Genomic DNA, 25,817 nt, shown 5'->3' on the forward strand with positions numbered 1-25,817 from the left:
TACGTTAATAAAAGGTTCAGAGGACATCGCGTATCGCTTTGTTATCAAACCGTTAATTAAGTAGTGTATTTGAAAGTCTGGAATCTACAAGATGCTAACTATACGGCTACGCTACAACCTAAATATATTTAAATGCAAAGTTTATTAGTAGCTATGTACGGGTTATGTATCAGAGTACAGTAAAACGAGGTTAACGCAATTTTTTGTAAAAAACAAGGAATAAAATCTTTCTAGACTTATAGGTGGTTAACTTATATTGGAAATTCTGCCTATTTACTATTAGGGCGTGTCCTCATTTTAAAAATGGTGATAAAAATGAGATAAATCGCAGTCAAACAAGGAAAATAGCGCAGATAATATCGAGATATTAGTCAGCTATTTGACGCCATTTGGCAAGATTTAGCCATTTTTAACCCATTTAGATGACTATCGATTGAATTGAAGACACGCCCTAGAAATAAGAGGCGCTAAAACGAACAATTATTTCAGATTTGTAACTATTATTATCTATACGAACATAAATTATATGAAGATCATTAAAATAAAAAAGCCATAGCGCTAAGAATAAAACTCTTCTTCGCATTATGGCTCATTGTCTTTTATCAAATCATTAGTAGTACAAAGCAATTTATCTTAATGGTACTACCATGATTATTACAACGACTTACTCGAAAGACGAATTATACAGAAAGTATCCTATCCCAGTTAGCCAGATTTATGTGTATGGATAGACATGAGTAAGCCAAATCCTGCCATCAGAGTCACGATAGCCGTACCACCATAACTAATGAATGGTAGTGGAACACCTACGACAGGCAAAATACCGCCAACCATGCCGACATTGACGAATATATAAACAAAGAAAGACATGGCGATAGCACCAGCTAACAATCTACTATAAACATCAGGATGAGTGAAAGCAATATATAAGGCACGTGATAAAAGGCAGAAATAAATGAACATCAGTAGCATGACACCGAGCAAACCAAACTCTTCGGAGAAGGCGGCAATAATAAAATCAGTATGGCCTTCTGGCAGAAAATGTAGGTGTGATTGCGTGCCTTCCAGATAGCCTTTTCCAGTGAGGCCACCAGAACCAATGGCTGTCTTCGATTGAATAATGTTCCATCCAGCACCTTGCACATCTGCTTCAGGATTAAGGAGTGTCAATACTCGCGTACGCTGATAGTCGTGGAGTAAAAAATTCCAAGCAAATGCTATAAACGGTACAGCCAAAATTACAGCAGCAGAAATCAATCGCCACGAGAGGCCCGCTAAGAAAAGCACAAATATGCCGCTAGCAGCGACCAGTAACGACGTACCAAGATCAGGCTCTTTAGCAATTAATAGCACCGGTACAATGATCAATGCCAAAGTAATAGCAATGCTAGACGCTGACGGTGGCAAATCACGCTTAGACAAAAACCAAGCACACATCATTGGCATGCCCAGCTTCATAAACTCTGAAGGCTGCACACTACCGAACCCCGGCAAATTGATCCAGCGCTGAGCACCCATACGTACTTCACCGATAATATCTACCAATACCAATAATATAAGTCCTAAGACATAAAATATGGGCGTAAAAGTACGATAGAGACTGGGCGGTATCTGCGCCATGGTAAACATTACCGCGAATGCCACTCCATAACTGACCATTTGGCGAATAACCATACCAATATCTTGGCTGGCGGCGCTGTATAGAATCGTCAGACCAATACAACAAACCGTCAATAACAGTAAAGTTAACCATGGGTCGATATGAATACGTTGCCATAGCGTCGGTGCATGACCTTGACCCAAATGATGGCTCTGACGTGAAAAACGATATTGCGGGTTAGAAGACATAGGCAGAATTTGGCTAACAATTGGTGTAGGAGGGAAGTACTAACTAAATTATCTCATTGTAAATAATGATGAGAAGCGTACTTAAAAGTACCGACTTTAATAAAAGTATGCGAGCACGCGATGGCTATATAATTCACAAATAATAATAAAGTCACTCAATTATAAAAGTTGTAAGGATAAGTGTTAATTATCAATATTGGACTTCAAATTAGAAGCGATAGTTTAGCCTGCTTGTTGAAAATTTGATAGTATCGATAAAACGTTTTTAGCGGTAGTTTATTGCAATGATAAAATCAAAAATCCATGCGTATAGGCAAATTTGCCAACCTATTATCACCCTTATCCTATGTGCTGGCAGTGTCAGTGCTCATGCCGTTATCATCAGTGATGATAGTGAACGCCGTATTCAAATACGTCAAAGTAGCAGTACAAGCAATAACAGTAATGCGTATATAACGCCCTCTACTAACAGCTCAAATCAGCGTCCTGGTGTTACCATGTTGAGTGGTGCGAACGCATCAAATAGCGACAGTATGCAAAACTTGATTGTACAAAAACAGCGTGATTTCGAGATTGATGCTAGGTTGTCCATTGAAGAAAACAAACGTGTGAATGTAGTGAGACGCGGTACTACTTATAGTACAGCAAACAACACCTATAATGGTGCTTATAACGATTCTATGAATATGGACTTTAATGCATGGTTAAATAGCAATAGTTATCGTGCCAGACAAATAGCAGAGTATGAGCGTTATCTTAGCGCACGAGTCGGATCACAGAATGTACCGCCATTGTCTCAACTGCTGACGACTGCCCGTAGTTGGAGTAAATGCGGGTATGAGCCTTATCAACTGCCACCTCAAGAACTATGGTCTAACATTGTACCAACATTACGCCTTTATAGTGAGTTGAAAAACCAAGGTATTTTACCACTTAGTAGTGAGATACGTTCGGTATATCGTAACCCAGGTTTGAATGATTGTGCAGGCGGGGCAGACGGTAGTAAGCATATGAATGCAAGTGCTATGGATATCTGGGTACCTGAGTACGAAGACAATTTATGGCGCTTGAGTACCATGCATGATGGCTTATGCCAGTTTTGGCAGTATCAAGGACAGCCTTATAACTTTGGTTTAGGATTATATGCGACGGGAGCTATTCATTTAGATACGGATGGTTATCGTAAGTGGGGGTTCAATCACGCTAGTAGTTCCTCTTCTTGCCGCTATTAATTGACTTATTAAGAATCGAGAATTCAAATGAATATAAAGTTAGCCGAGATAACGCTAGATGTATATTCATTTTTATATATACTATTCCAGTGTTTACTAAAAATAATAATTTTGTAATTATTTGGTAGGATTCATAGGTCAGACGCATGAGTTCATTAAAAATTTGTTTGGTCTTTAAAAACTATGCTTTAATAATATGTGTTATCAATCGCCTTTATATTTTCATGGCTTATAAAGAAAACCACCAAATTTACTTTAAGCGAAAACTATGAAAAATCAGCGCTCGACAATGAAAAACTATCATAAATTAAATAACGAGAAGCAAAGTTTTTTGCACTCGAACTATAAGTATGGCGCTTTGTTTACTTCTGCACTTATGTCGGTATTATTGATTAATGCGTGTAGTACAGAGATGTCCTCTGAAAACAATATGATAGTGACGGATAAAGCTGATAGACATATACAAAGCTCTAAAGAGATAGAAGATAGTATCAAGAACTCTTATGCTCGTTTGGCATCTAAGCGCTCTGATGTCTGTCCAAAATTAATTCAAGAAGAAACAGGTAATCAGGTTATCGAACGTATATCAGAGGTCATGGTAAATGACTACTGTGATTATTTCTTATATCCGCGAGAGGGTCAGCGCCTCAATGTTAAAGTAGATAACCGTCAAATAGAAGCGCTATTAATTGTGCCGACGCTACATAACTTTGCCAATGGTAATTATAAAGTGACGTCTTATGATAAGCATGTTATCCGTTTGAGCTATAACGGGGCTACCCATAAGCCTGAGCATTTTGTCTATGATGTTACGCTAAAAATTTCTGATGCCAAGTATTCTTAATACTAAGCATTCCTAATATTTCACTTCTTATTTAAAGATTATAGCCGTTCAAATATTAATGGACATATTATGAGTAGTATTTTTTACCATTTATAATACGTCCATTGGATTGATAACGCTTATTTCTAATATTGCTTCCTAGCGATTTATTTCTTACTGGTTTTTTCTACCACTTTCTTTTCTTTCCAAGGATCTTCTTGCCCAACCGTAACTATTAAAAAGTTATCAGGCTTTAGCGTATCTCGCATGGTTTGATTGACCTCTGAAAGTGTGACTTGATCAATGCGATTGGTATAGTCAGCTAAGTAATTATTCGGTAATTGGTAAAAATTCATCATTCCAAGTGAGCTATTGATACCTACATTGCTCGCAAATCCCATCGGGAAGCTATTTTTCAGATTATCTGTAGTTAAGCGCATCTCCTCAGTGGTGATACCCTTGTCCAGCGTTTCGTTGATAACCGCTAAGCTTGCATCAATGGCCGCACGCGCCTTATCATTACGTGTCGAAAAACCAATCTGGTAGGGACCTCGAGAGAGCATTGGGTTCATCGATCCTGAGATTCCATAAGTATAGCCAAGGTTTTGTCTCACCTCAGTCATTAGCCGCGCATTAAAGTCACTTCCTGCCATGACTTCATTTCCAACAGCAAAGTTGGTTTGCTGCTGCTGTGCTATTGGGTCGGTTGCTCGTTTGCTACCTAGCTGTCCCATGAGTACAGTGGTTTGAGTGCTTGGGAATGGAATATGAACATGCTGCGCTTTAGTCAGCGGTTTTGGCTCAGGTAAATCAGTGGCAGCTTGGCCAGCAGGTAATTTAGCAGTGATGTCTTCTGCCAGTTTTTTGGCTTGTTTTAATGTCAGGTTGCCGGTCATAGCAACAGATGCGTTTGCTGCTACCAGATATTTGTTTTTAAAGTCTATCAGTTGTTGCTTCTCAATCGTAGGAACGCTTTCTAGCGTGCCGACTGATGGATGCGCGTAAGGGTGAATACCATATAGAGCCTCGTTGAAAGCGATACTTGCTAAGCTATTAGGATCTTGTTTTTGTTGCTGCAGGCCTACCAACAGTCTTGCTTTATTGCGAGCTAGAACTTGCTCGTCAAACGTAGGCTCACTTACCATCTGTGTCATTAAGTCAATGGCTGGCAGAAGATGCTTGTCATCAGATAGGCTACGCAGTGAAACAATAAACATATCTTTATATGCGCTACTGCTTAGATTGATGCCCAACGTTTCCACTGCACGTGTAAATGCGTTCTCATCTAGACTTTTGGAGCCCTGTTCGAGCATCGTCGCTGTCATATTAGCAATACCAAAACCTTCTTTTTTGATACTACCATCACGCGCGCTACCAGCATTAAAACGCAAATCAACATCGACAATTGGCAAGGTGGTCGTTTGTACAAACATAACAGGTACGCCAGACTTGGTCTTAAACTGTTGAATGGTCGGTACGGTGACTTTTAAAGGTTTGTCATCGGCTAAGCTGGTCAGTTTAGATAGAGCAGCAATTGGCGCACTTGCATCGACTGCAGCAGGTGAGCGGTAATCTTCAGAAGCTGTTGTATCAGCTTGAGCAGTAGTAGCCAAGATGCTAAAAGCAAAAATTACGCTAGCACTGAGATAAGATCCCTTTTTAGATGCGATAGTGCTTCTTATAGAGGCTGAAGCAGTTTTAAAAGATTTTGGTTTTGCTTTAGAGTCGTATTTATTCTGAATCATGAGTTTCTTCTTATTAAGAATACGGTGCTATGGCCATTTTTATGAGACGTTTGATAATAGGCAGCGACTATTTCGCTGGGGTTTTACTGTCTTTAGGTGGCACGACATGCATCACCGTCAAGTTGTCTTTGACCAAATATTTTTTGCTGGCAGCCTGAATGTCGGCCACACTGATACCGTCGAGCTTAGCTGGTAACTTAGCAAGCAGTCTGTCATCTAGACCGATAGATTGTAACGAGCCAATCATACGTGCCTGTCCTTCCATGCTGTCTTGCGCATAAATCAAACCAGTAACCGTATTAGTCTTGGCACGACTGATTTCGTCATCGGCAATCGGATCGGTTTTTAACTTTTCTATTTCTGAGGTTATGGCTTGTTGTGCTTGCTCTAAGCTGACGCCTTCACGAGGTGTTGCTTGTATTAAAAACAGCCCATCTCCGCGATCTAACAAGTCGTAAGAAGTACCAACCGTGGTAAGCAGACCTTGCTCACGTATCAGTCGACTCTCTAAGCGTGCAGATAAGCCGCCATCGAGCACATCTTGCGCAAGTGACAGGGCATAAGCTTGTTTTTCATTGTTGGTGCCTGCCGTTGCAAGGCTTGGCACGTTGTAACCCATCAGTAGAACGGGTACTTGTACGGCTTGCTCAGAGTCTACCTTTTGATAACCACGGAAGCCTTTTTGAGTCACAGAAGTACGTTTGGGTAGGTTGCTTTTTTCTAAATCACCAAAGTAACGTTTGACTTGAGTAAGTACTTCTTGTGGTTGCACGTCGCCGACGATGACTAACGTTGCATTATTTGGTGCATACCATGTCTTATACCAGTCTTTTAAATCTGAAAGTTTGATCGATTCTAGCTCGCTCATAGGTCCAATGACAGATTCGCCTTTTGGGCTGTCAGGTAAGGCCAGCAGACGAAATGACTCATACGCTTTGGCAAGGGGATTGTCATCAGTACGTTGGCGACGCTCTTCCATGACCACTTGATGCTCTTTGGCAAATTCTTTGTCATCGAATATAAGGTTTTTCATGCGATCTGCTTCAAGCTCTAACGCTAATGGCATACGATTGGCAGGGAACAGCTCGTAGTATCCAGTATAGTCATAGCTGGTAAAGGCATTGTTGACGCCGCCAAACTTAGCAATTAGCCGCTCATAATCATCACTAGAGACATTGGTCGTGCCCTTAAACATCATGTGCTCAAGCAAGTGAGAGATACCACCTTTATCAAGAGGCTCATCTGCCGAGCCCACTCGGTACCAGATTTGTGTCATAGCGACTGGGGCACGGTGGTCTTCTTTTATAACGACTTTTAGACCGTTTTCTAACTGATATTCATGTCGACCTGACATGTCCATTGTCAACTCAGACGGCTGTGTGTCTTTGCTCGTTTTATTTTCATCTGACATATTTTGAGCCGAGCTATCGGTTGCGATTGAGCTTGTCGCGGTTGCAGAGTTAGTAGGTATCGTATTGGTTTGACATGCAGCAAGTGACGCTGCTACTACTAAGGCACAAGCCATGCGTAATGGCGCAGCTGCTAGAGGTAAAGACAATGACATGGTATGGTCTACTTATATAAAATAATAACTGAAGAATTAAATGCTAATCATAGTAATAAATGGCATTACAAAGAGGTCTGAGCACCAACCATAACACTAGCAGTCGGTCTAAACTCTTGCGTAGTGGTGCAACCTGTCACTAATATAGTCGTCGTTAATAAAACCGCCACACTGATGCTGCTGATTTTTTTGTAGTGCTTAGAGAATAATGACATAACGGATTCCTAATAAGTATTTATCGAATAAGTCTTGGTAGAGTAGGCGAAGTCTGACAAGTAACAGGTCAGAATTTTGTGTCCAAACCTTAAGCAAAACTTTCTCAAATCATCGAGTGATTTTTTAAACAGATAAATTTTGACGATAGTCTAATAGGGTAAGGGCTGAGCATGACTTGAATTATGCTAAAATAGGTCAAAATTAGATGTCATGTCGCTCGTAGCCAGATGACAATATGTAAATCCATTAACAATAAACAAATAATTGATCGTGATAACTTTTAGGGCAAATTTATGAACAACCCAAACAATAGCAACCGCGTAGTCATTAACCTTGATGCTGGTCTTGACGACTTAGATGACGATGATATTACCTTACCCAGTCTACCAGTGCAATCTGTGCCCATTATTGATGAAACAGAGAGTATTGCTCCACAGAAGGACAGTACGGTAAACCAGGACGTCTCTAGCAATGATGCTGCAGAAAATATTGCTTTGGCGACGCCAATTGTCATGACAGAAGAGCATAATGTCCCTAAAGGTAATTCTGAAAGCTTTTCAAGCGCTACAGAGACAGGCGCTACAGGTCAATCAAATGCTGCGTCAACTATTCCCGCTATGCCGCTGCAAGAACAGTTAGGTGATACGCCAAGCGTAAACCCAGTGGCTAACAGCGACGTACAGGCAGATACTGCAAAAGAGCCTGCTACAGAGTCACAAGAGACTGAAGAAAATAAGAAGAAAGGCAGCTGGTTCAACCGTATGAAAACGGGCCTCAGTAAGTCACGCAAAAACTTAGCCGAAGGCATGGTCAGTATCTTAATCGGTGGTAAAGAGATTGATGACGAGCTATTAGAAGAAGTTGAAGATCAGCTATTGGTAGCCGATATTGGCGTCAACGCGACGAACCGTATCATCAAGAGCCTCACCGAGCAGACAGATCGTGGTGACTTGATCTATGCACACTCTCTATATAAAGCATTGCAAAGTGAGTTGGTTGATATCCTTACACCAAAAGTTGAGCCATTGGTGATTGATACTAGCAAAAAGCCGTTTGTTATATTGGTAGTAGGTGTCAATGGCGTAGGGAAAACTACAACGATTGGTAAGCTTGCCAAGCGCCTACAAGGTGAAGGCAAATCAGTCATGCTGGCAGCGGGTGATACGTTCCGTGCGGCAGCTACTGAGCAGCTACAGATTTGGGGCGAGCGCAATCATATTCCAGTGGTAGCCCAAGGTCATGGTTCTGACAGCGCTTCTGTCATTTTTGATGCGATGCAGTCAGCCAAAGCAAAAAATATTGATGTACTCATTGCCGATACTGCGGGACGTCTGCAAAACAAGACACATTTGATGGCAGAGTTGGAGAAAGTCGTACGTGTCATGCGTAAAGCGGATCCAAGTGCCCCGCATGAAGGTATGATTGTGCTGGATGCTGGCACGGGTCAAAATGCTATCAACCAAGTCGAACTGTTTAATAAAGTTGTGCCACTGACAGGTATTACTATTACTAAGCTAGACGGTACTGCTAAAGGTGGTGTGGTATTTAATATTGCCGAAACGACAGATGTGCCTATCCGCTATATCGGTGTGGGTGAGTCGATTGATGACTTGCGTTCTTTTAGTCCGAAGCAATTTGTCGCCGCTTTGTTCGAGACCGACGATAAAGAATAAGAGAGCCAGTTTTAATTGGTAAATCATTTTTAAAAGAATAGGGAAGTAGACGCTATGATAGTTACCACAACCGCCTTTGGGTCACATCGATTAACACTGATTGCTCGTGTCAATGGGCATGGTCAGCCTAAGCTCGTTGAAGCCAACTGGCTGCTGGCAGGTAACTCATGGCATAGCTCAAAATCTGTACCCAAACTTAAAAAGTACTATGGCCTGACAGACGAAGACTTTACTTTTATAGATAAAAATAGCCTAAGCATGAATGAGCCTGCTCAAGCATTATTAATAGAAACGATTTTCCAACTCAAAGATTATGCTGATGGTAAACGTAAGATATTAGATTTGCCTTTAGACTTCTCTATGGGTACTGAGTTTCAGCAAAGAGTATGGCAGGCACTACAAGGTATTGAGTATGGCGAAACCATCAGCTATGCCACGCTCGCGCAGCGTGTCAATAGTCCAAAGGGATTCCGTGCGGTTGCGCAGGCCAATGGCAAAAATCCTTTTAGCATTATCGTGCCTTGTCATCGAGTGATTGCGAGCGACGGCAAGCTTGGTGGTTATACAGGCGGGCTAGATAAAAAAGAGTATTTACTAGCGCTAGAAGGCAGTTGGACATAAAACTGAGTCCAAATCTGTCTTAATAAAAAGGGCCAAATACTTTTAGTATCTGGCCCTTTTTACTGAACAATTAATAAGTTTATGCTTCAAGCTGCGCCATGACGTCAGCAGAGAAGTTCACGTTAGTATAAACTTCTTGCACATCATCAGCATCTTCTAACATATCAATCATCTTCATGATCTTTTCAGCATCATCGATATTGTCGATCTCAGCCGTGGTAGATGGTGACATAGTGACCTCGGCGTTGTCAGAAACAAGACCAGCCGCATTAAGGGCATCTTGGACTTGACCGAAACTTTCCCATTCAGTGATAACGAGCAAGCTTTCGCCATCATTTTCGATATCAACGGCGCCCGCATCTAGTGCAACGAGCATGACTTCATCTTCTAAGCTGACATCGTTGAAAGTGATTTCGCCACGTTTGGTGAATAGATACGCCACTGAGCCTGATGTGCCAAGATTACCATCATTCTTAGTAAAAGCATGACGTACTTCGCTGACCGTACGGTTAAGGTTATCAGTCATGGTTTCGACCAATACAGCCACACCACCAACACCATAACCCTCGTAACTGACTTCTTCCATATTCTCATTATCGCCGCCACCTGTACCACGATCGACAGCACGATTAATCGTGTCGCGCGTCATATTGACGGATAGGGCTTTTTCGATAACGGCACGTAAGCGTGGGTTTTTGTCAGGATCGGGATCGCCTTGTTTGGCAGCTGAAACGATTTCACGAATAATCTTGGTAAATATCTTACCCCTTACTGCATCCTGACGGGCTTTGCGGTGTTTAATATTTGCCCATTTTGAATGGCCTGCCATATAACATCCTTAAGTTCTACATACTATTTTTATGGGTAAAAAGAGTGATCAACAACAACCTTCGATATCTGATTGCCTGATTTTATACTATCATTACTTTGTCTATTTGAGGTAGTAGCGCTACTAGCACGTTAACGATTTGTATGTTGTTGAGAGTGCTTTTTTGCTACACTGTGGCAACTTATAGATTGTATTCACTGTGATAGGTGAGCGATATTATAAACCAGTTTTAGCTATTTTGACCAACTTGCCCTTATCCATCACATTTTAAGTCATTGCGTGCTATCAAGCCATTGATTTTATAAAGTACTGATTCTATGAAGCAACCAACCGCCGAAGCTCTTACACACTTGCGTAACCGTACGCATATCATTATTGAAGGCACAGATACTCGTCTGGGCAAGCTCTTTGATATTGTATTGCTGATTGCAATTTTAGCCAGTGTGGCGGTCGTCATGCTTGATAGTGTGCTATATATGCGTTTGCAGTATGGCACGTTGTTCTTTTATGCAGAGTGGTTTTTTACTATTTTGTTTACTATTGAGTATGCGTTAAGACTGTTTTCAGCACCCAACCGCTTACGCTATGCTTTTAGTTTCTTTGGGATAGTAGATTTACTGTCTGTATTGCCAAGTTATTTGAGCCTAATGTTTGTAGGCGTACAGTATCTACTCGTGATACGGGTATTACGTATTTTACGTGTGTTCCGCGTTCTTAAGCTCAAGGCCTATATGCAACAGGCTGGGTTCTTGGCGTCTGCATTAAAAACCAGTCAGCAGAAAATTACGGTCTTTTTCTTATCGCTTGTATTATTGGTAACCATCTTTGGTTCAATTATTTATGTGGTAGAAGGGCCGGAGAATGGATTTACCAGTATTCCATTGTCTATTTACTGGGCAGTTGTCACGATGACTACGGTTGGCTACGGTGATATGTCACCCAAGACACCGCTTGGGCAAGCAATTGCAACCATGGTCATGATCACAGGTTACTCGATTATTGCGGTACCAACAGGTATTTTCACATCAGAGCTAGCACGTAACATGCGTCCGCAGCTCAACCCGGTGACTTGTCCAAACTGTGGTAAATTCGGCCATGCAGTAGGGGCAGACTTTTGCGATCGTTGTGGACACGCGCTACATATCTAAAAATAGATTTAATCGTGGTAGTCAACATACCTACTACGAATCTACGCATCGATGTATTCATCAACCAGTGGTGACAGGTCGATCTCGACGCCTAGATTGACCAGATTCCAGTATTGTCCTGATACAGTACGGTCTAGCATCATAGTGGTAGCTGAGGGTTGAAACTGACCAAAGTACTTTAAAGACGTACGCATCTGGGCAATGGCCTCGTGATGTACTTGGCTGCTGCCAAAATCAAATTCGCCTTCTTGATAGGGTCTAATGGATAAAGGCTTTAGACCAATCGATAGCCACTTTTCATAAAACTCACCAGGGATGTTTTTGTCATCTTCGCGGCGAATATCTAATGCAATCAGATCTTGTTCAAGTGCAGTGACGTCACCTTTTAGTGCATGTTTGACAAAGCGTTTAAATAGCTGCACTTCGCTATCACTATAACTGCGGATACCCCCAAAATCATATGCCACGACACTACCGTCATGACGGAACGCGAAGTTACCTGGATGAGGGTCACAGTGCATACGGTATAAGCCAAATAGCTGACCTGCGGTAAAGTGAAACAGACGCTCTGCTATTTTTTGTTTGATGTCATTGTCCCATGTCGCAGCGACAGTCAATGTTTCTCCCATCTCTTCGGTCAACGTTAAAATCCGTCTAGAAGAGTGGCTACTAATCACTTTGGGAATAATAAGGCCTTCATCTTCTGCATGAAAAGCGCCGAATACGCGTAAGTTATGAGCTTCTTTGACATAGTCCAATTCATCGTGCAGACTCTGGCGAATCTCATTAAAAAGCTGCTCTTGTAGTTGCTTACTCATATTGAGCACGCCAGCGATTTTTAATGCCATACGTACTTGTTTGAGATCGCTATCACAGTTTTCATCGACATCAGGATACTGGACTTTGACTACCACTTTTTGACCCGATGGCAACGTCGCTTTGTGCACTTGCCCAATGGATGCTGCCGCAAAAGGTGTCTCTTCAAACTCGCTAAACAATTCTAAAATAGGCGCTTTCAGTTCGCGTTCAACTTGGGCTCGTATCTGCGCATACGGCATTGGCGGCGCATCTTTCTGTAACTTTTCGAGTGCTGAAGCAACCTCAGGCGGGAACACGTCCTTATATTGTGAAGCAATCTGTCCGACCTTCATTACTGCGCCTTTCATCTCACCCAATGTCTCGGCAATTTGAACGCCCACGTCTTGCATCAGATCTGAGCGAGCTTGCAGACGTTTTTCTTCGTCACTTGAGAGGTGCTTAAATGAGTTTTTGGCGGCTTTGCCAGCAATACTCGCTGTCATGCCAGCGAGTTTCATAAAGCGTTTTCCGGACGATTTTGCCATTCATGTCACCGTATAATGGGTTGTTTGCTCAGTCGTAATTCTATTATTTTAATTGCAAGATTACTGTTTGACTAATGTGTGAAGACGCGAGCAATTATTTATAAAATAGTAAGCACAGTCATATCATTTATTTGTGTCAACTGCATACATATTACTCAACCAGTAATCAAGCGCCATTTGATAGCCTAATTGTCCCAAGCCGCAAATGACTCCGACCGCAACGTCACTTAGATATGAATGATGACGGAAAGGCTCACGGGCATGAACATTGGATAAATGTACTTCTATAAATGGCTTTTGGGTGGCCAATAGCGCGTCGCGCAGAGCCACTGACGTATGCGTAAATGCAGCTGGATTGATGATGATAGCATCGACTTGAGCAGATTTATCCGCCAATAATCCATGATGCTGAATGTCGTCTACTAGCTTACCTTCATGGTTGGACTGTATGCATATTAACTCTATACCGTGGTGTGCGGCGCGCTCTATTAACTGTTTCTCTATATCAGCAAGTGTCGTATGACCATAAATATGCGGTTCCCGCTTACCTAGTAAATTCAGATTTACGCCGTTTACCAGTAGTAATTTATGAGTCAGTAATTGATTGGAGCTTTCGTTAGTCGATTGTTCGACTGTTTTTGACGGAGTAGAGGAGGTCATAATGGTCTCGGTAACTATTGAGCAATGTTAATAATTTATTATAGTATAAGAATAATCTAAGGTGCGCGGCGTTAAGCTAAAATGGCTTCAACGCATTTTGCTCTTTATCATAACAGCTTGATAGCTAGGTTATAAAAATTTGTCTAAAAAATTATTTAGATATCAAAAAGCATATTAAAAGTCTTTATGTTGCTAAAAACCCGTGCTATGATATTTTTTATGCAATAAATATTGCAAGTTTGTTGCTATCATCAAATTTCATGACAATAAGCGCGTTTAGCGAATTCGTTATGTAAGCACTATGTAGGTAATTGAAGTACTACATAGACGATGGTAAGTAGAGTAGTAATACTCTTAATTTTTGATTTCATAATCTTAGACCCTGTTTATATGCAATGTCGCAAAGGAAGCTAGGGCTAAGCGGACTTTTTTAGGAAGTAATATTATGTCAGCTCGTGAGCAAGGTATCGTTAAGTGGTTTAATGACTCAAAAGGCTTTGGTTTCATTCAACGTGACAGCGGAGAAGATATTTTTGTCCATTTCCGCGCGATTCAGGGTGATGGCTATCGTTCTCTAAAAGATGGCGAAAAAGTTGAGTTCAGCGTAGTAGAAGGTGACAAAGGTCTGCAAGCTGAAGAAGTCAGAAAGATAGAAGAGTAATTTACTCAGACATTAAAGCGGTTTAGTTATAATGTCTGTACAAACTACTGATATACTACTGAGTCAAGCCCATCTTATCTTACCTATGTTGAGTGAACTGCAGCATATTTGGTAGGATTGGATTTGGGCTTGGCTTTTTTTATGCCTATATGTCTGATGGTTTTCCACAGACTCGATAAGGCTACTTTTACTGATTACGGTTTAAATGCTGCATTTGATACTATAAAGGTTGATTTTGAACCTATTTATAATTAATAAAATACGAGCAATTTATTTAAAAGGATATTTTTTTGAGCAATTTTACAACGTTTACTGATTTGCCACTTTCAACAGCGACCTTGCGTGCAGTAAGTGATTTAGGCTTTACTGAATTGACACCCATTCAAGCAAAGATACTACCGCATACATTGGCACATCAAGATGCCATCGGACAAGCACAAACGGGCACAGGGAAAACAGCGACCTTTCTACTGACTATTATGGAAGCCTTGCTTAAGCGTCCATTTGCCAATGACGAAGAGCGCTATCTTGGTGAGCCGCGCGCTGTGGTCATGGCGCCAACTCGCGAACTGGCTCAGCAAATATTTGATGACTGCATTGCATTAACCAAATATACCTCGCTACATAGCGTCTGTATTATGGGCGGTACTAACTATGAAACTCAGCAACACGAGCTTGAACGTCAATACGTTGATATCTTGGTAGCGACGCCAGGCCGTTTAATTGATCTTGCTAATAAAGGTATGGTGTATCTAGATAGAGTAGAGGTACTGGTACTCGATGAAGCCGATCGTATGTTAGATATGGGATTCATTCCTGATATCAAGCGCCTAGTTGGTCGAATGCCTGCCAATACCGATCGCCAAAGCTTGTTGTTTTCTGCAACCTTTAACCAAGATGTTATGAATTTGGCGTATCGCTGGTTGCATGAGCCGCAGTTTGTGGAAATCGAGCCAGAACACAAAACCAGCGAATTGGTTGATCAGCATTTTTATTTGCTGACAGAAGATCAAAAACTCGAAGCCCTACAGCGTATTATTAGTGATGAGGCTGTTGAAAAGGTCATTGTATTCGCCAATCGCAAAGATCAAGTTAAGCGTCTCTATCATAAACTGCGCCAAGCACATAAGATTGTCATGCTCTCAGGTGATGTGATTCAGCAAAAACGTGAGAAATACTTACAGCGATTTAAGGATGGTCATGCTTCTATTCTAGTGGCGACAGATGTTGCAGGGCGCGGTATCCATGTCGATGATATCAGTCATGTGGTCAACTATACCCTGCCGGATCAACCAGATGATTATGTCCACCGTATTGGTCGTACGGGACGCGCTGGGCAAACAGGCATTAGCATTAGCTTTGTCAGTGAAGATGACGCATTTAATATACCAGCATTAGAGAAGCATTTAGAGACCAAGTTTACGCTTGAACAGTGGCAGGAATAATTATTATAAATGGATATCATTTAACCAATAAACCCCTTAATATCATTTTTGATATTAAGGGGTTTTTGTACGCTTGGTAAAGTGAACGCAGTACTCAAATTATGTGTTAGAAATTATTGAGCATGATGCATGGAGGTGGCGTCATCGCCCATATCGTGCATGCTATGATCCATATGGTTATCCGTGTCTTGCATATCATGATCCATAGCTGGCGTCATATCGTGATTCATAGCTGGCGTCATATCGTGATTCATCTGATCCATGTCATGAGCATCTGTCTCAGACATCATAGTAGAGTGGCTACTATGATCCATCTGTGCGTGTCCACCACCATGCCCGCCATGCATATTTGCCATGACCATAGGAACGACAGCAACTGCCAAACCTGAAAGTACCATCACCGCACCATTTAACTGCCTTAAGCGAAAACGACCAATCTTGTCACGTAACCAGCCAACTGTCTCGTGCGTTGCAACTAGCATCGGTATGGTTCCCAAGCCGAACACGAACATCAATGCGGCACCGCTTAATGGGTTGTGAGCGACGACAGCAATCAGTAGAGCGCCGTATACCAAACCGCAAGGCAAAAAGCCCCAAAGCAAACCTGCTGTTAGTGCGCGCGGAAAAGTATTGAGCGGAAATACCTTTTGACGCAGCGGGCTAAGGTATTGCCAAAAGCGCATGCCAAAACGCTCAAGCTTGGTCAAAAACGGCGCGCCAAGCATCGTTACACCGACAAATACTAGTACCAGTCCTAACAAGATGCGCGGCATGCTGTTGCCCTGCATCAATGGCGCCAGTACCGTGACACCAATAAGTCCTGCGACCAAACCCAATAATGCATAACTGGTTAGACGGCCAAGATGATAGGTGGCCACCAGCGCGCGGCGTTTAGTAGGGCTGACATCTTTCATAGACAGACCAAATGCCGTCACAAGACCGCCACACATACCCAAACAATGCGGCGAGCCAAAAAACCCCATCAGTAATGCCGCAACAAGTAAAGCCATGGTCATGGATGCATCTCCTAAAAGTCATAAAGGCCGTATCTATAGACACGATTATTATCTAACGAAAGCTCATCATTACACGATGAACAGAGAAGAGGATAAAGGTTAAATTTTTGGATTTTTCTCTACATCAGTACGAACGAGCGCATCTTTATCAACGTTATCATCTGACGGCTCGGTATTTGCAGAATGCCGAGACTGCACCGCGCGCTCATGAGCTTGCATGGTTTGCCTGCGTTCTTGACGGTCATCCAATATAATACGCTGTGATGCATTGTCCAGATCTTCGAATTGATTTGACTTGACCGCATAACGCACCGCCCAAATAGCAACCACAAACAGCATGAGACTTAATGGAATTAATAAAAATATACTGAGCATGGCAAATCTCTTAAATAGCAGTGTCTCTTATTATTATACACCCATCACAAATGTAGTGGATGTTCGGTAGCATTTAGGATGAGTTTCTCAATGGTATCGTATATATCTTTAACGTTTATTCGTCAGAGTTTTTTGCAACACTGCCTCTTGGGGTCAATAGCTGCTGTGAAGTCACATCTTTGGCATGGCGGCAGTCCATCTGTGGACGTATCACATCGCGCAGGTAGGCTGCGACCTCATAGACAGCGCGCCTTGAGTGACTTAAATTGTACGCAGGCTTCATCCAGTCGCGTCTTACTGGCAGTGGCGCAGGAAGTGGTGTGCTATTGATACCGTTTAAGGCAAACTGTCTGCGTGCACGTGCCATATGATAGCTGTCAGTAATCAAATATACATGGCGTAGCGGAATGCGTTTGGCTGTAAAACGGGCGTTTTCACATGTATTCATGCTGGCATTTTCACTGATCAGTCCGTCGATACCGTGTTCCATCAACCATTGACCGAGCCATGGAGCTTCAGCACCACTCAGTACGATCGGTAGAGGTAAGTCATGGTAAGCGCCTGCAGCGGTACGGGCGCGATTGAGACTATAACGATTTAGGATAATTTGGTTGTTGTGGTCGTTGGTCAGACCGCCGCCTAAGACTACATAGGCAGTAGGCGGTGAGCTCATGGCAGCAGAAGGCATATCAGGTAGTGGCAATAGAGAAAAGATATAAACGATTGCTTGCGAAAACAGCGGAGTAAATAGGCTAATAATCACTAAAATGACAGACGTGGAGCCTAGTATAAAAGTAATATTGATAATGCGAAAAAGCGTCACCATGCGTTCAGAAAACCGCAAGTAATATCGCCATAATCGTTTAGATAATAGCCGCTTAGACCATGATTTTTTAGGCCACATGCTCAGCATATCCAATTGAGCCATCAGCATTTACCCAGACTGGCTCACGTGACAATTGAATGGCAAATTTTTCATAGACAGTAGCAGCGATATGTTTCTGCGCTATGGCTACATCTTCTTGCGTGGCTTGCTGAGGCGTATGGTTGGTCAGTACTAGTGCTTGCTGCTTGTGTGTAAAAATAGGTGCAATGCCGCCGCCTTTTAACCCTGCTTGTTCAATGAGCCAACCTGCAGCAACTTTTATCGTTGCATCAGGCATCGCATAACCAACGATAGCTGGATAAGTTGTTTGCAGCGCTGTGAACTGCTCCTGAGCGATAATAGGGTTTTGAAAAAAACTGCCACAATTAGGTAGCTGTTTTGGGTCTGGCAGTTTTTGTTGTCTAATATCTATAATGGCTTGCATAACATCATGAGGCATCGCTTGCTCGCGCCCTTGTTGCTCTGCATAGCGCTGCGCCACAGTCTGTACATCGCCATAACTGGCTAGAATATTGGCAGGATCAGTATGTAATCTGAAACCCACACGACTAATAAGCCATGTGTTTGGTGTGCGTTTAAAGATACTGTCACGATAGCCAAATTGACAATCGGCAGCTGATAAATGGTGCCAAGTTTGTGTCGGCAAATGATAGGCGCGTACATACTGTAAGCGGTCTTCTAATTGTACGCCGTATGCACCGATATTTTGTATGGGTGCTGCGCCCGTCAGGCCCGGTATTAGTGCAAGGTTTTCCAATCCATACCAACCTTGATTGACCGTATGTACGACCAAATCATGCCAGTTCTCACCAGCCATTACCTCGATATCAACATAATTGTCGGTTTGATTGGTCAGATGAATACCACGCATCTTTGGCTGCAATACTATAGCCTTCAACGCGGCAGGCAATAAAACATTGCTACCGCCAGACAGTACAAACAGTGGTAGCTTGTCTGCTGTATCCTCTATATAAGCTGCCATAAAATCATCAAGCTGCGCTTCATTCTCTAATGTCACTACAGAGTCAGCAACACAAGCCAATGCCATAGTATTATCATGTGACAAATCGATTGAATCATTAACTACGGCAGTCGCTGAAACATTCGAAACATCAGAGCTGATGGTAGACTGAGTACTGTGGTCAAGGCGTGAAGCTTGGGTCATAACATAGCCTATGTGGCAAAAGGATAATAAATGATAAGGTAGTTATAGTTGTTTCAATTTAAAAGAGATACAAAGCAACTGAGTGCAGACGTAACTGTGATACTTCAAGCGAGGTTAACGCTGTAGCTCTTTTATAGAAGATTAACCTTATTATAGAGGATACCGGATGCAAGAGTAGCAGAAATATAGACGGTATGGCTAGCAGGCTTTCCAGCTTTCTATCCAAGCTTGGGCGCTTGATTCGATACGCTCGATCACTTCTTCGAAATCATCGTTATCGCCCTTATATGGATCTGGCACATCGCTACCGCAATAGGTAGGGTCTTCTTCACTGAACAGCGCTAGTGTTGCTAAATTATCTTCTGACTCTGCAATGCTGTCTTTAATAGCTTGTAGATCAGCTAGATTCTGTGAATCCATGGCTAAGATTAAATCAAAATCATGAAAATCACTGGTACTGACTTGACGAGCGACCAGCTTATTAATTTTATAGCCGTGTGACTTAGCATGACGTTGTGAGCGAGCATCAGGCGCACTGCCAACGTGCCAATCACTGGTGCCTGCTGAGTCTACTTTTATAGATAGTCCAGCAATCGCTGCTTGCTGACGAAAAACTTCTTCAGCAGTAGGGGAGCGGCAGATATTTCCCAAACATACCAATAATACAGACGAGGGAGTACAGGCTTTCATCAGCATAATATGACCTTCTATAACAAAAAAAACATGCTATAAGAGACCAGCATTGTTAATGCGGCTTTTATTAGCATGCAATCGATTGAATCAGCTGCTAGCGTAACGCTTAATGCTTGGAATGGCAAGGATAGAGACTAAACAATAGCGTCATTTAACAATGGAAATTTGGCCATATGATGCATGGCCAAAAGGTGAGATAGTGAAACGGTTTTAATCTTGATTACTTTTAAAACGCTGTAGATCGCGTCGCTCTTTTTTGTTGGGTTTGTTGTCAGGACGAGCAAGGTTGGCCAGTTTGCGCTGTTCGGCATAGTAAGCACGGCGCGTCTCGCTTTCTTTGGTCTCTGAATATAGTACCTCAGCGGCGGTCGCATTGCCACGCTGTGCAGATAGCGCCTCAACAACGACAGTCTTTTCAGTCATAGCGGTCGCTGAGCCTTGACGAATGGTTAGCTCATCTCCGACTGAAATCTCTTTACTGGTTTTTACCCGGCTACCAGCATAGTGCACGCGTCCACTTTCAATCGCTTGTTTGGCTAGGGTGCGTGTACGATAAAACCTAGCTGCCCAAAGCCATTTATCGAGACGGATTTTCACCAAACCTTGGTTATTATCATCAGCATTAGCATTTTTCTTCATAAGAGTCACTCTGCATTCGTTTTTATATTAAATCATAGTTTTATATAAATAATATTAGGGCAACTTTACTATTTGCAAATGTATTTTTGTGATTGTAGTGCTTAGGACGTGTTCCCAGTTCAAACGTTTATCACCATTTTTAAAATAGGGACATTCCCTAGTATCGGGTTATATGATGCAAAAAGCGGCTAATCATAAGAGAAGCCGCTTTTGTTATTCATCTTAGGAACATACTCTTAAGAGGTTATCTTAAAAACAACTGATAGCCAATGTTGTCATTGACCGTGGCACAGTCATAACCAATATCTAAAAGCGCGTCTTGTAGCTGACGAGAGTTACCTTCAGAGGCTTGCAGGCCAACCAGCACACGACCTTCAGCAGCACCATGGTTGCGGTAATGGAATAAAGTAATATTGAAGTCATCACCCAATTTTTCTAAGAACGTTAGCAATGCGCCTGGACGTTCTGGGAATACTACTTGTAGCAATTGTTCGTTTTCGACATGAGCATGACCACCAATCAAATGACGAATATGTGATTTGGCGATATCATCATCAGTCAGGTCGTGAGCAGTGTAGCCATCGTCTGACAATTGGTTACTGATGGTTTGACGCTCTTTTTCGCCTTCTTTTAAAGCGATACCTACGAAGATTGAGGCAGGCTCCATTGAGTCTGGTGACTTTTTGCTGTCAGCACGGTAGTTAAACTCTGTGATGTTACGGCCATGTAGACTGCGACAGAAGTTCAAAAAAGCGCCTGTTTGTTCAGGAATAGTAACCCCAAAGATGGCTTCTTTTTTCTCACCGATTTCGGTACGCTCAGCGATATAACGCAGGCGGTCAAAATTCATATTGGCACCGCAAATGATACCGACGCAGTTTTTATCTTGAATATTATTGGCTTCGATATATTTTTTCATACCAGCGACTGACAACGCGCCAGCAGGCTCAACGATACTGCGATTCTCTTCAAAGATATCTTTGACAGCCGCACACACTTCATCATTGGTACAAGTGATCACTTCAGGCTCAACGATAGGGCCTGAGTTATCGCTTTTTTGCGTACGGACGACATCAAAAGGCAATTCACCAATCTGCGCGACTGCCACCCCATCGACGAACAATCCTACTTGCTCAAGTTTGACACGTTCACCTGTTTCAAGTGCTGCTTTTAGACAAGCTGACTGCTCGGCTTCTACCGCAATCACTTTGACATGTGGTGCCACTTCACCTAAAAATGCGGCCACACCTGAAATCAGACCACCACCACCAACGGCAACGAATACATAGTCCATATTACGCCACTGCTGGGTCAGCTCAAGACCGATGGTACCTTGTCCTGCGATGACCAGTTCATCGTCATAAGGCGGAATAAAGGTCAGTCCTTCGCGTTCAGCGCGGTCAATCGCATAGCGGTTTGCTTGATCAAAACTATCACCGTGCAGATCTACATTGCCACCAAGTGCTCTTACCGCATCCACTTTGATGTCAGGAGTCGTGGTTGGCATAACGATGATGTTATTTAGTGATAATTTGCGTGCAGAGTAAGCCACGCCTTGCGCATGATTACCTGCTGAAGCACAAATCACGCCGCGTGCTTTTTGCTCATCGCTTAACTGACTGATACGGTTATAGGCACCGCGCAATTTAAATGATTTGACTGGTTGTAAGTCTTCACGCTTAAATCGAATGTCATTGGCAAAACGTTGGGTCAGCTTGGGTGCCGTTTCAAGTGGTGTTTGAATAGCAACGTCATAGACGGTGGCTTGTAAGATGGCTCGTACCCAGTGTGACAGCATAGTAATCCCTAAACAGAGTGAATATAAAAAGTATAAATGAATATAAAAACGAAATAGATTAGCCTATGCCGATTTTTAGTATCTTGCAAGACTCAATTGCAGTTTTCTTGGGATTTCGTACTTGAATTTACATGAAGTGCAGGTATTTGCCGAAGTTAAGTCTTAGTGTAGGCACGATAGGACTCACAAATTAGCGTCATGATGCGCTAACATCCGTTAATATCATCGGTTATAATAGCCGCGCATTTTATCTGTTTTAGCCTTTTACTGTTTTTAAGACCATACGTTTATTTTCCAAGGATTTATGATGAGTGATCAGCAAGCACAAAAGCAAGCCGCGGCCAAAGCTGCTCTAAGCTATATCGAAGACGATATGATACTTGGGGTAGGGACAGGTAGTACGGTCAACTGTTTGATTGAGTTGTTGCCACAATTGAAGCTTGCTGGCGCTGTCGCTAGCTCACAGGTGACAGAAGACAAACTTCGTGCGCTTGGTATCGAAATAGTCGATTTAAACTTTGCTGGTACATTGGATGTTTATATCGATGGTGCTGATGAAGTCAATGAGCACTTGCAACTTATCAAAGGCGGCGGCGGTGCATTGACTCGCGAAAAGATTGTGGCTGCAGCTTCAAATAAGTTCGTCTGTATGGTCGATGATAGCAAAAGCGTTGATATCTTAGGTCGCGCGTTTCCAGTACCGATTGAAGTATTGCCACAAGCACGCTCGTATGTGGCTCGCCAATTGGCCAAATTGGGCGGTGAACCCGTATACCGTGAAGACTTTGTCACTGATTATGGTAATGTCATTTTAGACACCTATGACTTGGATGTGAGTAATCCAATCGCGCTCGAAAAAGAGCTAAATAATATCGTAGGTGTGGTATGTAATGGTATCTTTGCAGCAAACCAAGCGGATGTTCTATTAAAAGCAGGTGCTAATGGTGTGACAACGCTCACGCGTTAATCTATGATCAAATCATTTGTATAAATAAAAAAGCCGTCCAGATCTGGACGGCTTTTTTATTTGGGAACTTATTTAGGAGTTTATTAGCAAGTTATCTTACTATTGATCTCACTGTCTTTTTATAGAATAGCCTAAGTTATGCAGGTAACTTGATTTTGTCTTTAAGTAAAAACTCCATCAATGCTTTCTGTGCATGTAAGCGGTTTTCAGCTTCGTCCCATACGACAGAGCGCGGGTCATTAAGCATGTCATGAGAGATTTCCTCGCCACGATGGGCTGGCAAGCAATGCATAAACACCACTTCAGGGTCAGCTTTGTCTAATAGAGACGGCGTCACTTGATAAGGCGCAAAACGACGTGCACGTGTGTTTTGCTCTGACTCTTGACCCATACTTGCCCACACATCAGTGACAATTAAGTTAGAATCTTTTGCCGCATCTTGTACGTTTTCTACCAGACTGACGCAGTGTGAAAAGCGCTCCATAAGTTTCGGATCAGGCTCGAACCCATAAGGCGCTGCCACGCGTAGTTCAAAACCAAACTGATTGGCAGCTTGCATAAATGACGAGCACATATTGTTGCCATCACCGACCCAAGTGACGATTTTATTTTCGATACTACCGCGATGCTCGTAATAAGTCTGCATATCAGCAAGCAACTGGCATGGATGGTAGTCATCGGTCAATGCATTGATAATCGGTACGCTTGAGTATTCAGCAAAAGTTTCAACTTTTTCGTGCCCAAAGGTACGAATCATGATGATATCAACCATGCTAGAAATCACGCGTGCTGAATCTTCTAATGGCTCGCCGCGACCGAGCTGCGTATCGTTTGGTGATAAAAATATGGCGTTACCACCAAATTGACCCATGCCCGTCTCAAATGAGATACGGGTACGCGTTGAAGATTTTTCAAATATCATGCCAAGCGTACGACCAACAAAAGGCTGGTATATCTCGCCTGCGTGTTGCATCTTACGCAATTCGCTTGCGCGTTTGATTAAGTTTTCTAGTTCTTGTTTGGTTAAATCAGATAAGGTTAAAAAATGGCGCAAACTCATAGTAATCCTAGCAGTCGATCGCAGTCAGTGAAACGTCATCAGTCTTCAATAGCATCGCGTCAGTGCGTATACTGGGTTGACAACAAACTTTTAGTATAGCGTATTTACTTTCAATGTAAACGTTCATTTTTATCAAGATCAAATGGCTTGCCAAATAGACCGAAATCTCCTTAGCAAGCCAAGATACCTTGTACGCTAATGACTGTACCGCTAATGATTATGCCTGTGTACGGTTTGGACGTATGCTAAGGCGACATAACAGCTCATAGCTAATCGTCCCAGCATGACCTGCGACTTCATCGACACGCGGCGCATCGCCCCATAGCATGACCTTGCTATCTATAGCAAGACTCTCAGGTGCGCTACTGATATCAATAACAATCATATCCATAGCCACGCGCCCAATCACTGGGCAGCGGTAGCTTTGGCTGTCGTTAGCATCCATGACAATGACATACGCATCGTCAGTGACCACACGTGGGTAGCCATCGCCATATCCAACGCTGACCAACGCCGTTCTGGTGTCTTGCTGCGCACGCCAGCGGCTACCATAGCCGATTGTATCATTGGCGCTAACGGTTTGTAGAGCAATGATTTGAGCACTGAAATCCATCGCGGGCTGCAAGTCTAGTTCTTGTGCACTTTTATCGACGACAGGTGAGCTACCGTACAAGATAATGCCTGGACGTACCCAATCATAATGATGTTCTGGAAAGTTGACGATACCAGCAGAGTTGCATAATGAGCCTTGGATATCTGGGCCAATGGTATCTTTCAAAGTCGCTAGTACGCTTGAGAAGCGCTCAATCTGCATCGCATTTAATGGATGATCGTGGTCATCGGCATTGGCGAAGTGCGTGGCTAGGATCAGCTGATAACCCGCTTCATGTAGGCGTTTTGCTGCTGATAGCACTCCCTCAGCGTTAAAACCCAAACGGTTCATACCTGTATTGTATTTGAGCCAAGCCACTCTGGTTGCACTGCCAGCTGGCGGGATATTTTGCAAGGCCCATTCTAGCTGTGGTCCGTGGTGAATCACGCAGCTAATCTCATGATCAATCGCTTGCTGCCACTCATCAGCGGTAAACGCACCTTCTACTAGACCGATGGTTTTCTCCCAACCTAACTCTCTAGCTTCTAGCGCTTCGGTTAAAGTCGCGACACCGATACCATCTGCTTGCTGCAGGGCTGGCAAGACTGCCGCCACGCCATGCCCGTAAGCATTGGATTTGACCATAGCCAATACCTTAGACTGGGGTGCACGCTTTTTTACTTGATTTAGGTTATGAGTAAGGGCTTTTGGTTTTATGGTGATAGTGCGCATAATCGCCTTCTTTATGAGTAGAATTATGAAGTTATAGTCAGTTCAATATAATTTCGATACAAGGAAACCGAGTGCAAGTTATACAT

General features: G+C 42.7%; 24 protein-coding genes. 8 read left to right on the forward strand and 16 right to left on the reverse strand.

The window, feature by feature from the left end; translation table 11 throughout:
• Positions 1-705 precede the first annotated feature (705 nt).
• Positions 706-1,848, reverse strand: coding sequence for a rod shape-determining protein RodA (gene rodA, locus CXF69_RS06275; RefSeq protein ID WP_057760433.1), 1,143 nt, complete (start codon positions 1,846-1,848; stop codon positions 706-708).
• 284 nt (positions 1,849-2,132) lie between these two features.
• Between rodA and CXF69_RS06280 the strand changes: the two genes are divergently transcribed.
• A complete protein-coding gene (locus CXF69_RS06280) occupies positions 2,133-3,080 on the forward strand; it encodes a D-Ala-D-Ala carboxypeptidase family metallohydrolase (RefSeq protein WP_101205033.1) in 948 nt (315 codons plus the stop codon).
• Between the two features lie 268 nt (positions 3,081-3,348).
• Positions 3,349-3,924, forward strand: a complete 576-nt coding sequence (locus CXF69_RS06285) for a hypothetical protein (protein WP_101205032.1) — start codon at positions 3,349-3,351, stop codon at positions 3,922-3,924.
• A 146-nt stretch (positions 3,925-4,070) separates the two neighbouring features.
• Here CXF69_RS06285 and CXF69_RS06290 read toward each other — a convergent pair whose 3' ends face one another.
• The 3 genes from CXF69_RS06290 to CXF69_RS14320 form a co-directional block, all read right to left on the reverse strand.
• A complete protein-coding gene (locus CXF69_RS06290) occupies positions 4,071-5,648 on the reverse strand; it encodes a M16 family metallopeptidase (protein WP_101205031.1) in 1,578 nt (525 codons plus the stop codon).
• A gap of 67 nt (positions 5,649-5,715) precedes the next feature.
• A complete protein-coding gene (locus CXF69_RS06295; RefSeq protein WP_101205030.1) occupies positions 5,716-7,212 on the reverse strand; it encodes a M16 family metallopeptidase in 1,497 nt (498 codons plus the stop codon).
• A gap of 65 nt (positions 7,213-7,277) precedes the next feature.
• A complete protein-coding gene (locus CXF69_RS14320; protein WP_156410696.1) occupies positions 7,278-7,427 on the reverse strand; it encodes a hypothetical protein in 150 nt (49 codons plus the stop codon).
• Between the two features lie 762 nt (positions 7,428-8,189).
• Between CXF69_RS14320 and ftsY the strand changes: the two genes are divergently transcribed.
• Together ftsY and CXF69_RS06305 are read left to right on the forward strand one after the other, a co-directional pair.
• Complete coding sequence (gene ftsY, locus CXF69_RS06300) at positions 8,190-9,101, forward strand: signal recognition particle-docking protein FtsY (RefSeq protein WP_227526712.1); 912 nt, start codon at positions 8,190-8,192, stop codon at positions 9,099-9,101.
• Positions 9,102-9,155: 54 nt separating this feature from the next.
• Complete coding sequence (locus CXF69_RS06305) at positions 9,156-9,722, forward strand: methylated-DNA--[protein]-cysteine S-methyltransferase (RefSeq protein ID WP_101205028.1); 567 nt, start codon at positions 9,156-9,158, stop codon at positions 9,720-9,722.
• A 79-nt stretch (positions 9,723-9,801) separates the two neighbouring features.
• On the opposite strand, the gene CXF69_RS06310 is transcribed toward CXF69_RS06305, so the two are convergent.
• Positions 9,802-10,551 (reverse strand): YebC/PmpR family DNA-binding transcriptional regulator, encoded by a 750-nt coding sequence (locus CXF69_RS06310; protein WP_101205027.1) that lies wholly within the window; start codon positions 10,549-10,551, stop codon positions 9,802-9,804.
• Positions 10,552-10,868: 317 nt separating this feature from the next.
• On the opposite strand from CXF69_RS06310, the gene CXF69_RS06315 reads away from it, so the two are divergent.
• Positions 10,869-11,699 carry an ion transporter gene (locus CXF69_RS06315; RefSeq protein WP_057760421.1) on the forward strand — a complete coding sequence of 277 codons (831 nt, stop codon included), beginning with the start codon at positions 10,869-10,871 and terminating at the stop codon, positions 11,697-11,699.
• A gap of 41 nt (positions 11,700-11,740) precedes the next feature.
• On the opposite strand, the gene CXF69_RS06320 is transcribed toward CXF69_RS06315, so the two are convergent.
• Both CXF69_RS06320 and aroQ read right to left on the reverse strand, forming a co-directional pair.
• Entirely contained in the window at positions 11,741-13,042 is a 1,302-nt protein-coding gene (locus tag CXF69_RS06320; protein ID WP_101205026.1) for an ABC1 kinase family protein, read from the reverse strand.
• Positions 13,043-13,165: 123 nt separating this feature from the next.
• Positions 13,166-13,702 carry a type II 3-dehydroquinate dehydratase gene (aroQ, locus tag CXF69_RS06325; protein ID WP_101205025.1) on the reverse strand — a complete coding sequence of 179 codons (537 nt, stop codon included), beginning with the start codon at positions 13,700-13,702 and terminating at the stop codon, positions 13,166-13,168.
• Between the two features lie 445 nt (positions 13,703-14,147).
• Here aroQ and CXF69_RS06330 point away from each other — a divergent pair, with 445 nt between their 5' ends.
• Both CXF69_RS06330 and CXF69_RS06335 read left to right on the forward strand, forming a co-directional pair.
• Positions 14,148-14,363: a cold-shock protein gene (locus CXF69_RS06330; protein ID WP_057760416.1), complete on the forward strand. Its 216-nt coding sequence runs from the start codon at positions 14,148-14,150 to the stop codon at positions 14,361-14,363.
• Positions 14,364-14,653: 290 nt separating this feature from the next.
• Positions 14,654-15,808 carry a DEAD/DEAH box helicase gene (locus tag CXF69_RS06335; RefSeq protein WP_101205024.1) on the forward strand — a complete coding sequence of 385 codons (1,155 nt, stop codon included), beginning with the start codon at positions 14,654-14,656 and terminating at the stop codon, positions 15,806-15,808.
• Between the two features lie 113 nt (positions 15,809-15,921).
• Here the strand turns inward: CXF69_RS06335 and CXF69_RS06340 are convergent, their stop codons facing one another.
• The 7 genes from CXF69_RS06340 to ilvA form a co-directional block, all read right to left on the reverse strand.
• Positions 15,922-16,824 carry a sulfite exporter TauE/SafE family protein gene (locus CXF69_RS06340; RefSeq protein ID WP_101205023.1) on the reverse strand — a complete coding sequence of 301 codons (903 nt, stop codon included), beginning with the start codon at positions 16,822-16,824 and terminating at the stop codon, positions 15,922-15,924.
• 99 nt (positions 16,825-16,923) lie between these two features.
• Entirely contained in the window at positions 16,924-17,199 is a 276-nt protein-coding gene (gene ccoS / locus CXF69_RS14495) for a cbb3-type cytochrome oxidase assembly protein CcoS (protein WP_227522910.1), read from the reverse strand.
• 115 nt (positions 17,200-17,314) lie between these two features.
• Positions 17,315-18,043, reverse strand: a complete 729-nt coding sequence (locus CXF69_RS06350; protein ID WP_227522909.1) for a YdcF family protein — start codon at positions 18,041-18,043, stop codon at positions 17,315-17,317.
• Between the two features lie 49 nt (positions 18,044-18,092).
• Entirely contained in the window at positions 18,093-19,133 is a 1,041-nt protein-coding gene (gene murB, locus CXF69_RS06355; RefSeq protein WP_257020010.1) for a UDP-N-acetylmuramate dehydrogenase, read from the reverse strand.
• 315 nt (positions 19,134-19,448) lie between these two features.
• Positions 19,449-19,946: a low molecular weight protein-tyrosine-phosphatase gene (locus CXF69_RS06360; RefSeq protein ID WP_101205020.1), complete on the reverse strand. Its 498-nt coding sequence runs from the start codon at positions 19,944-19,946 to the stop codon at positions 19,449-19,451.
• A gap of 207 nt (positions 19,947-20,153) precedes the next feature.
• Entirely contained in the window at positions 20,154-20,582 is a 429-nt protein-coding gene (locus CXF69_RS06365) for an RNA-binding S4 domain-containing protein (protein ID WP_057760405.1), read from the reverse strand.
• Between the two features lie 244 nt (positions 20,583-20,826).
• The gene (gene ilvA, locus CXF69_RS06370) at positions 20,827-22,380 is read right to left on the reverse strand and encodes a threonine ammonia-lyase, biosynthetic (protein WP_101205019.1); all 1,554 of its coding nucleotides are present in this window, start codon (positions 22,378-22,380) and stop codon (positions 20,827-20,829) included.
• A gap of 307 nt (positions 22,381-22,687) precedes the next feature.
• On the opposite strand from ilvA, the gene rpiA reads away from it, so the two are divergent.
• Positions 22,688-23,347 carry a ribose-5-phosphate isomerase RpiA gene (gene rpiA / locus CXF69_RS06375; protein ID WP_057760400.1) on the forward strand — a complete coding sequence of 220 codons (660 nt, stop codon included), beginning with the start codon at positions 22,688-22,690 and terminating at the stop codon, positions 23,345-23,347.
• A 136-nt stretch (positions 23,348-23,483) separates the two neighbouring features.
• Here the strand turns inward: rpiA and argF are convergent, their stop codons facing one another.
• On the reverse strand, positions 23,484-24,407 hold the full coding sequence (gene argF / locus CXF69_RS06380; protein ID WP_057760398.1) for an ornithine carbamoyltransferase: 924 nt from the start codon (positions 24,405-24,407) through the stop codon (positions 23,484-23,486).
• Positions 24,408-24,624: 217 nt separating this feature from the next.
• Entirely contained in the window at positions 24,625-25,731 is a 1,107-nt protein-coding gene (gene alr, locus CXF69_RS06385; protein ID WP_101205018.1) for an alanine racemase, read from the reverse strand.
• Between the last annotated feature and the right edge of the window lie 86 nt (positions 25,732-25,817).

Origin of the sequence: Psychrobacter sp. Choline-02u-9, from assembly GCF_002836505.1 — a bacterium.
Lineage (GTDB): Bacteria > Pseudomonadota > Gammaproteobacteria > Pseudomonadales > Moraxellaceae > Psychrobacter.

Coding starts and splice junctions, on each gene's coding strand:
- CXF69_RS06305 (WP_101205028.1), top strand. CDS start 9,156: ATGATAGTTACCACAACCGCCTTTGGGTCACATCGATTAACACTGATT.
- CXF69_RS06310 (WP_101205027.1), bottom strand. CDS start 10,551: ATGGCAGGCCATTCAAAATGGGCAAATATTAAACACCGCAAAGCCCGT.
- CXF69_RS06285 (WP_101205032.1), top strand. CDS start 3,349: ATGAAAAATCAGCGCTCGACAATGAAAAACTATCATAAATTAAATAAC.
- CXF69_RS14320 (WP_156410696.1), bottom strand. CDS start 7,427: ATGTCATTATTCTCTAAGCACTACAAAAAAATCAGCAGCATCAGTGTG.
- CXF69_RS06340 (WP_101205023.1), bottom strand. CDS start 16,824: ATGACCATGGCTTTACTTGTTGCGGCATTACTGATGGGGTTTTTTGGC.
- CXF69_RS06295 (WP_101205030.1), bottom strand. CDS start 7,212: ATGTCATTGTCTTTACCTCTAGCAGCTGCGCCATTACGCATGGCTTGT.
- rpiA (WP_057760400.1), top strand. CDS start 22,688: ATGAGTGATCAGCAAGCACAAAAGCAAGCCGCGGCCAAAGCTGCTCTA.
- ftsY (WP_227526712.1), top strand. CDS start 8,190: ATGAAAACGGGCCTCAGTAAGTCACGCAAAAACTTAGCCGAAGGCATG.
- argF (WP_057760398.1), bottom strand. CDS start 24,407: ATGAGTTTGCGCCATTTTTTAACCTTATCTGATTTAACCAAACAAGAA.
- CXF69_RS06330 (WP_057760416.1), top strand. CDS start 14,148: ATGTCAGCTCGTGAGCAAGGTATCGTTAAGTGGTTTAATGACTCAAAA.
- rodA (WP_057760433.1), bottom strand. CDS start 1,848: ATGTCTTCTAACCCGCAATATCGTTTTTCACGTCAGAGCCATCATTTG.
- CXF69_RS06290 (WP_101205031.1), bottom strand. CDS start 5,648: ATGATTCAGAATAAATACGACTCTAAAGCAAAACCAAAATCTTTTAAA.
- murB (WP_257020010.1), bottom strand. CDS start 19,133: ATGGCATTGGCTTGTGTTGCTGACTCTGTAGTGACATTAGAGAATGAA.
- ccoS (WP_227522910.1), bottom strand. CDS start 17,199: ATGCTCAGTATATTTTTATTAATTCCATTAAGTCTCATGCTGTTTGTG.
- alr (WP_101205018.1), bottom strand. CDS start 25,731: ATGCGCACTATCACCATAAAACCAAAAGCCCTTACTCATAACCTAAAT.
- CXF69_RS06360 (WP_101205020.1), bottom strand. CDS start 19,946: ATGCTGATGAAAGCCTGTACTCCCTCGTCTGTATTATTGGTATGTTTG.
- aroQ (WP_101205025.1), bottom strand. CDS start 13,702: ATGACCTCCTCTACTCCGTCAAAAACAGTCGAACAATCGACTAACGAA.
- CXF69_RS06280 (WP_101205033.1), top strand. CDS start 2,133: ATGATAAAATCAAAAATCCATGCGTATAGGCAAATTTGCCAACCTATT.
- CXF69_RS06320 (WP_101205026.1), bottom strand. CDS start 13,042: ATGGCAAAATCGTCCGGAAAACGCTTTATGAAACTCGCTGGCATGACA.
- CXF69_RS06315 (WP_057760421.1), top strand. CDS start 10,869: ATGAAGCAACCAACCGCCGAAGCTCTTACACACTTGCGTAACCGTACG.
- CXF69_RS06365 (WP_057760405.1), bottom strand. CDS start 20,582: ATGAAGAAAAATGCTAATGCTGATGATAATAACCAAGGTTTGGTGAAA.
- ilvA (WP_101205019.1), bottom strand. CDS start 22,380: ATGCTGTCACACTGGGTACGAGCCATCTTACAAGCCACCGTCTATGAC.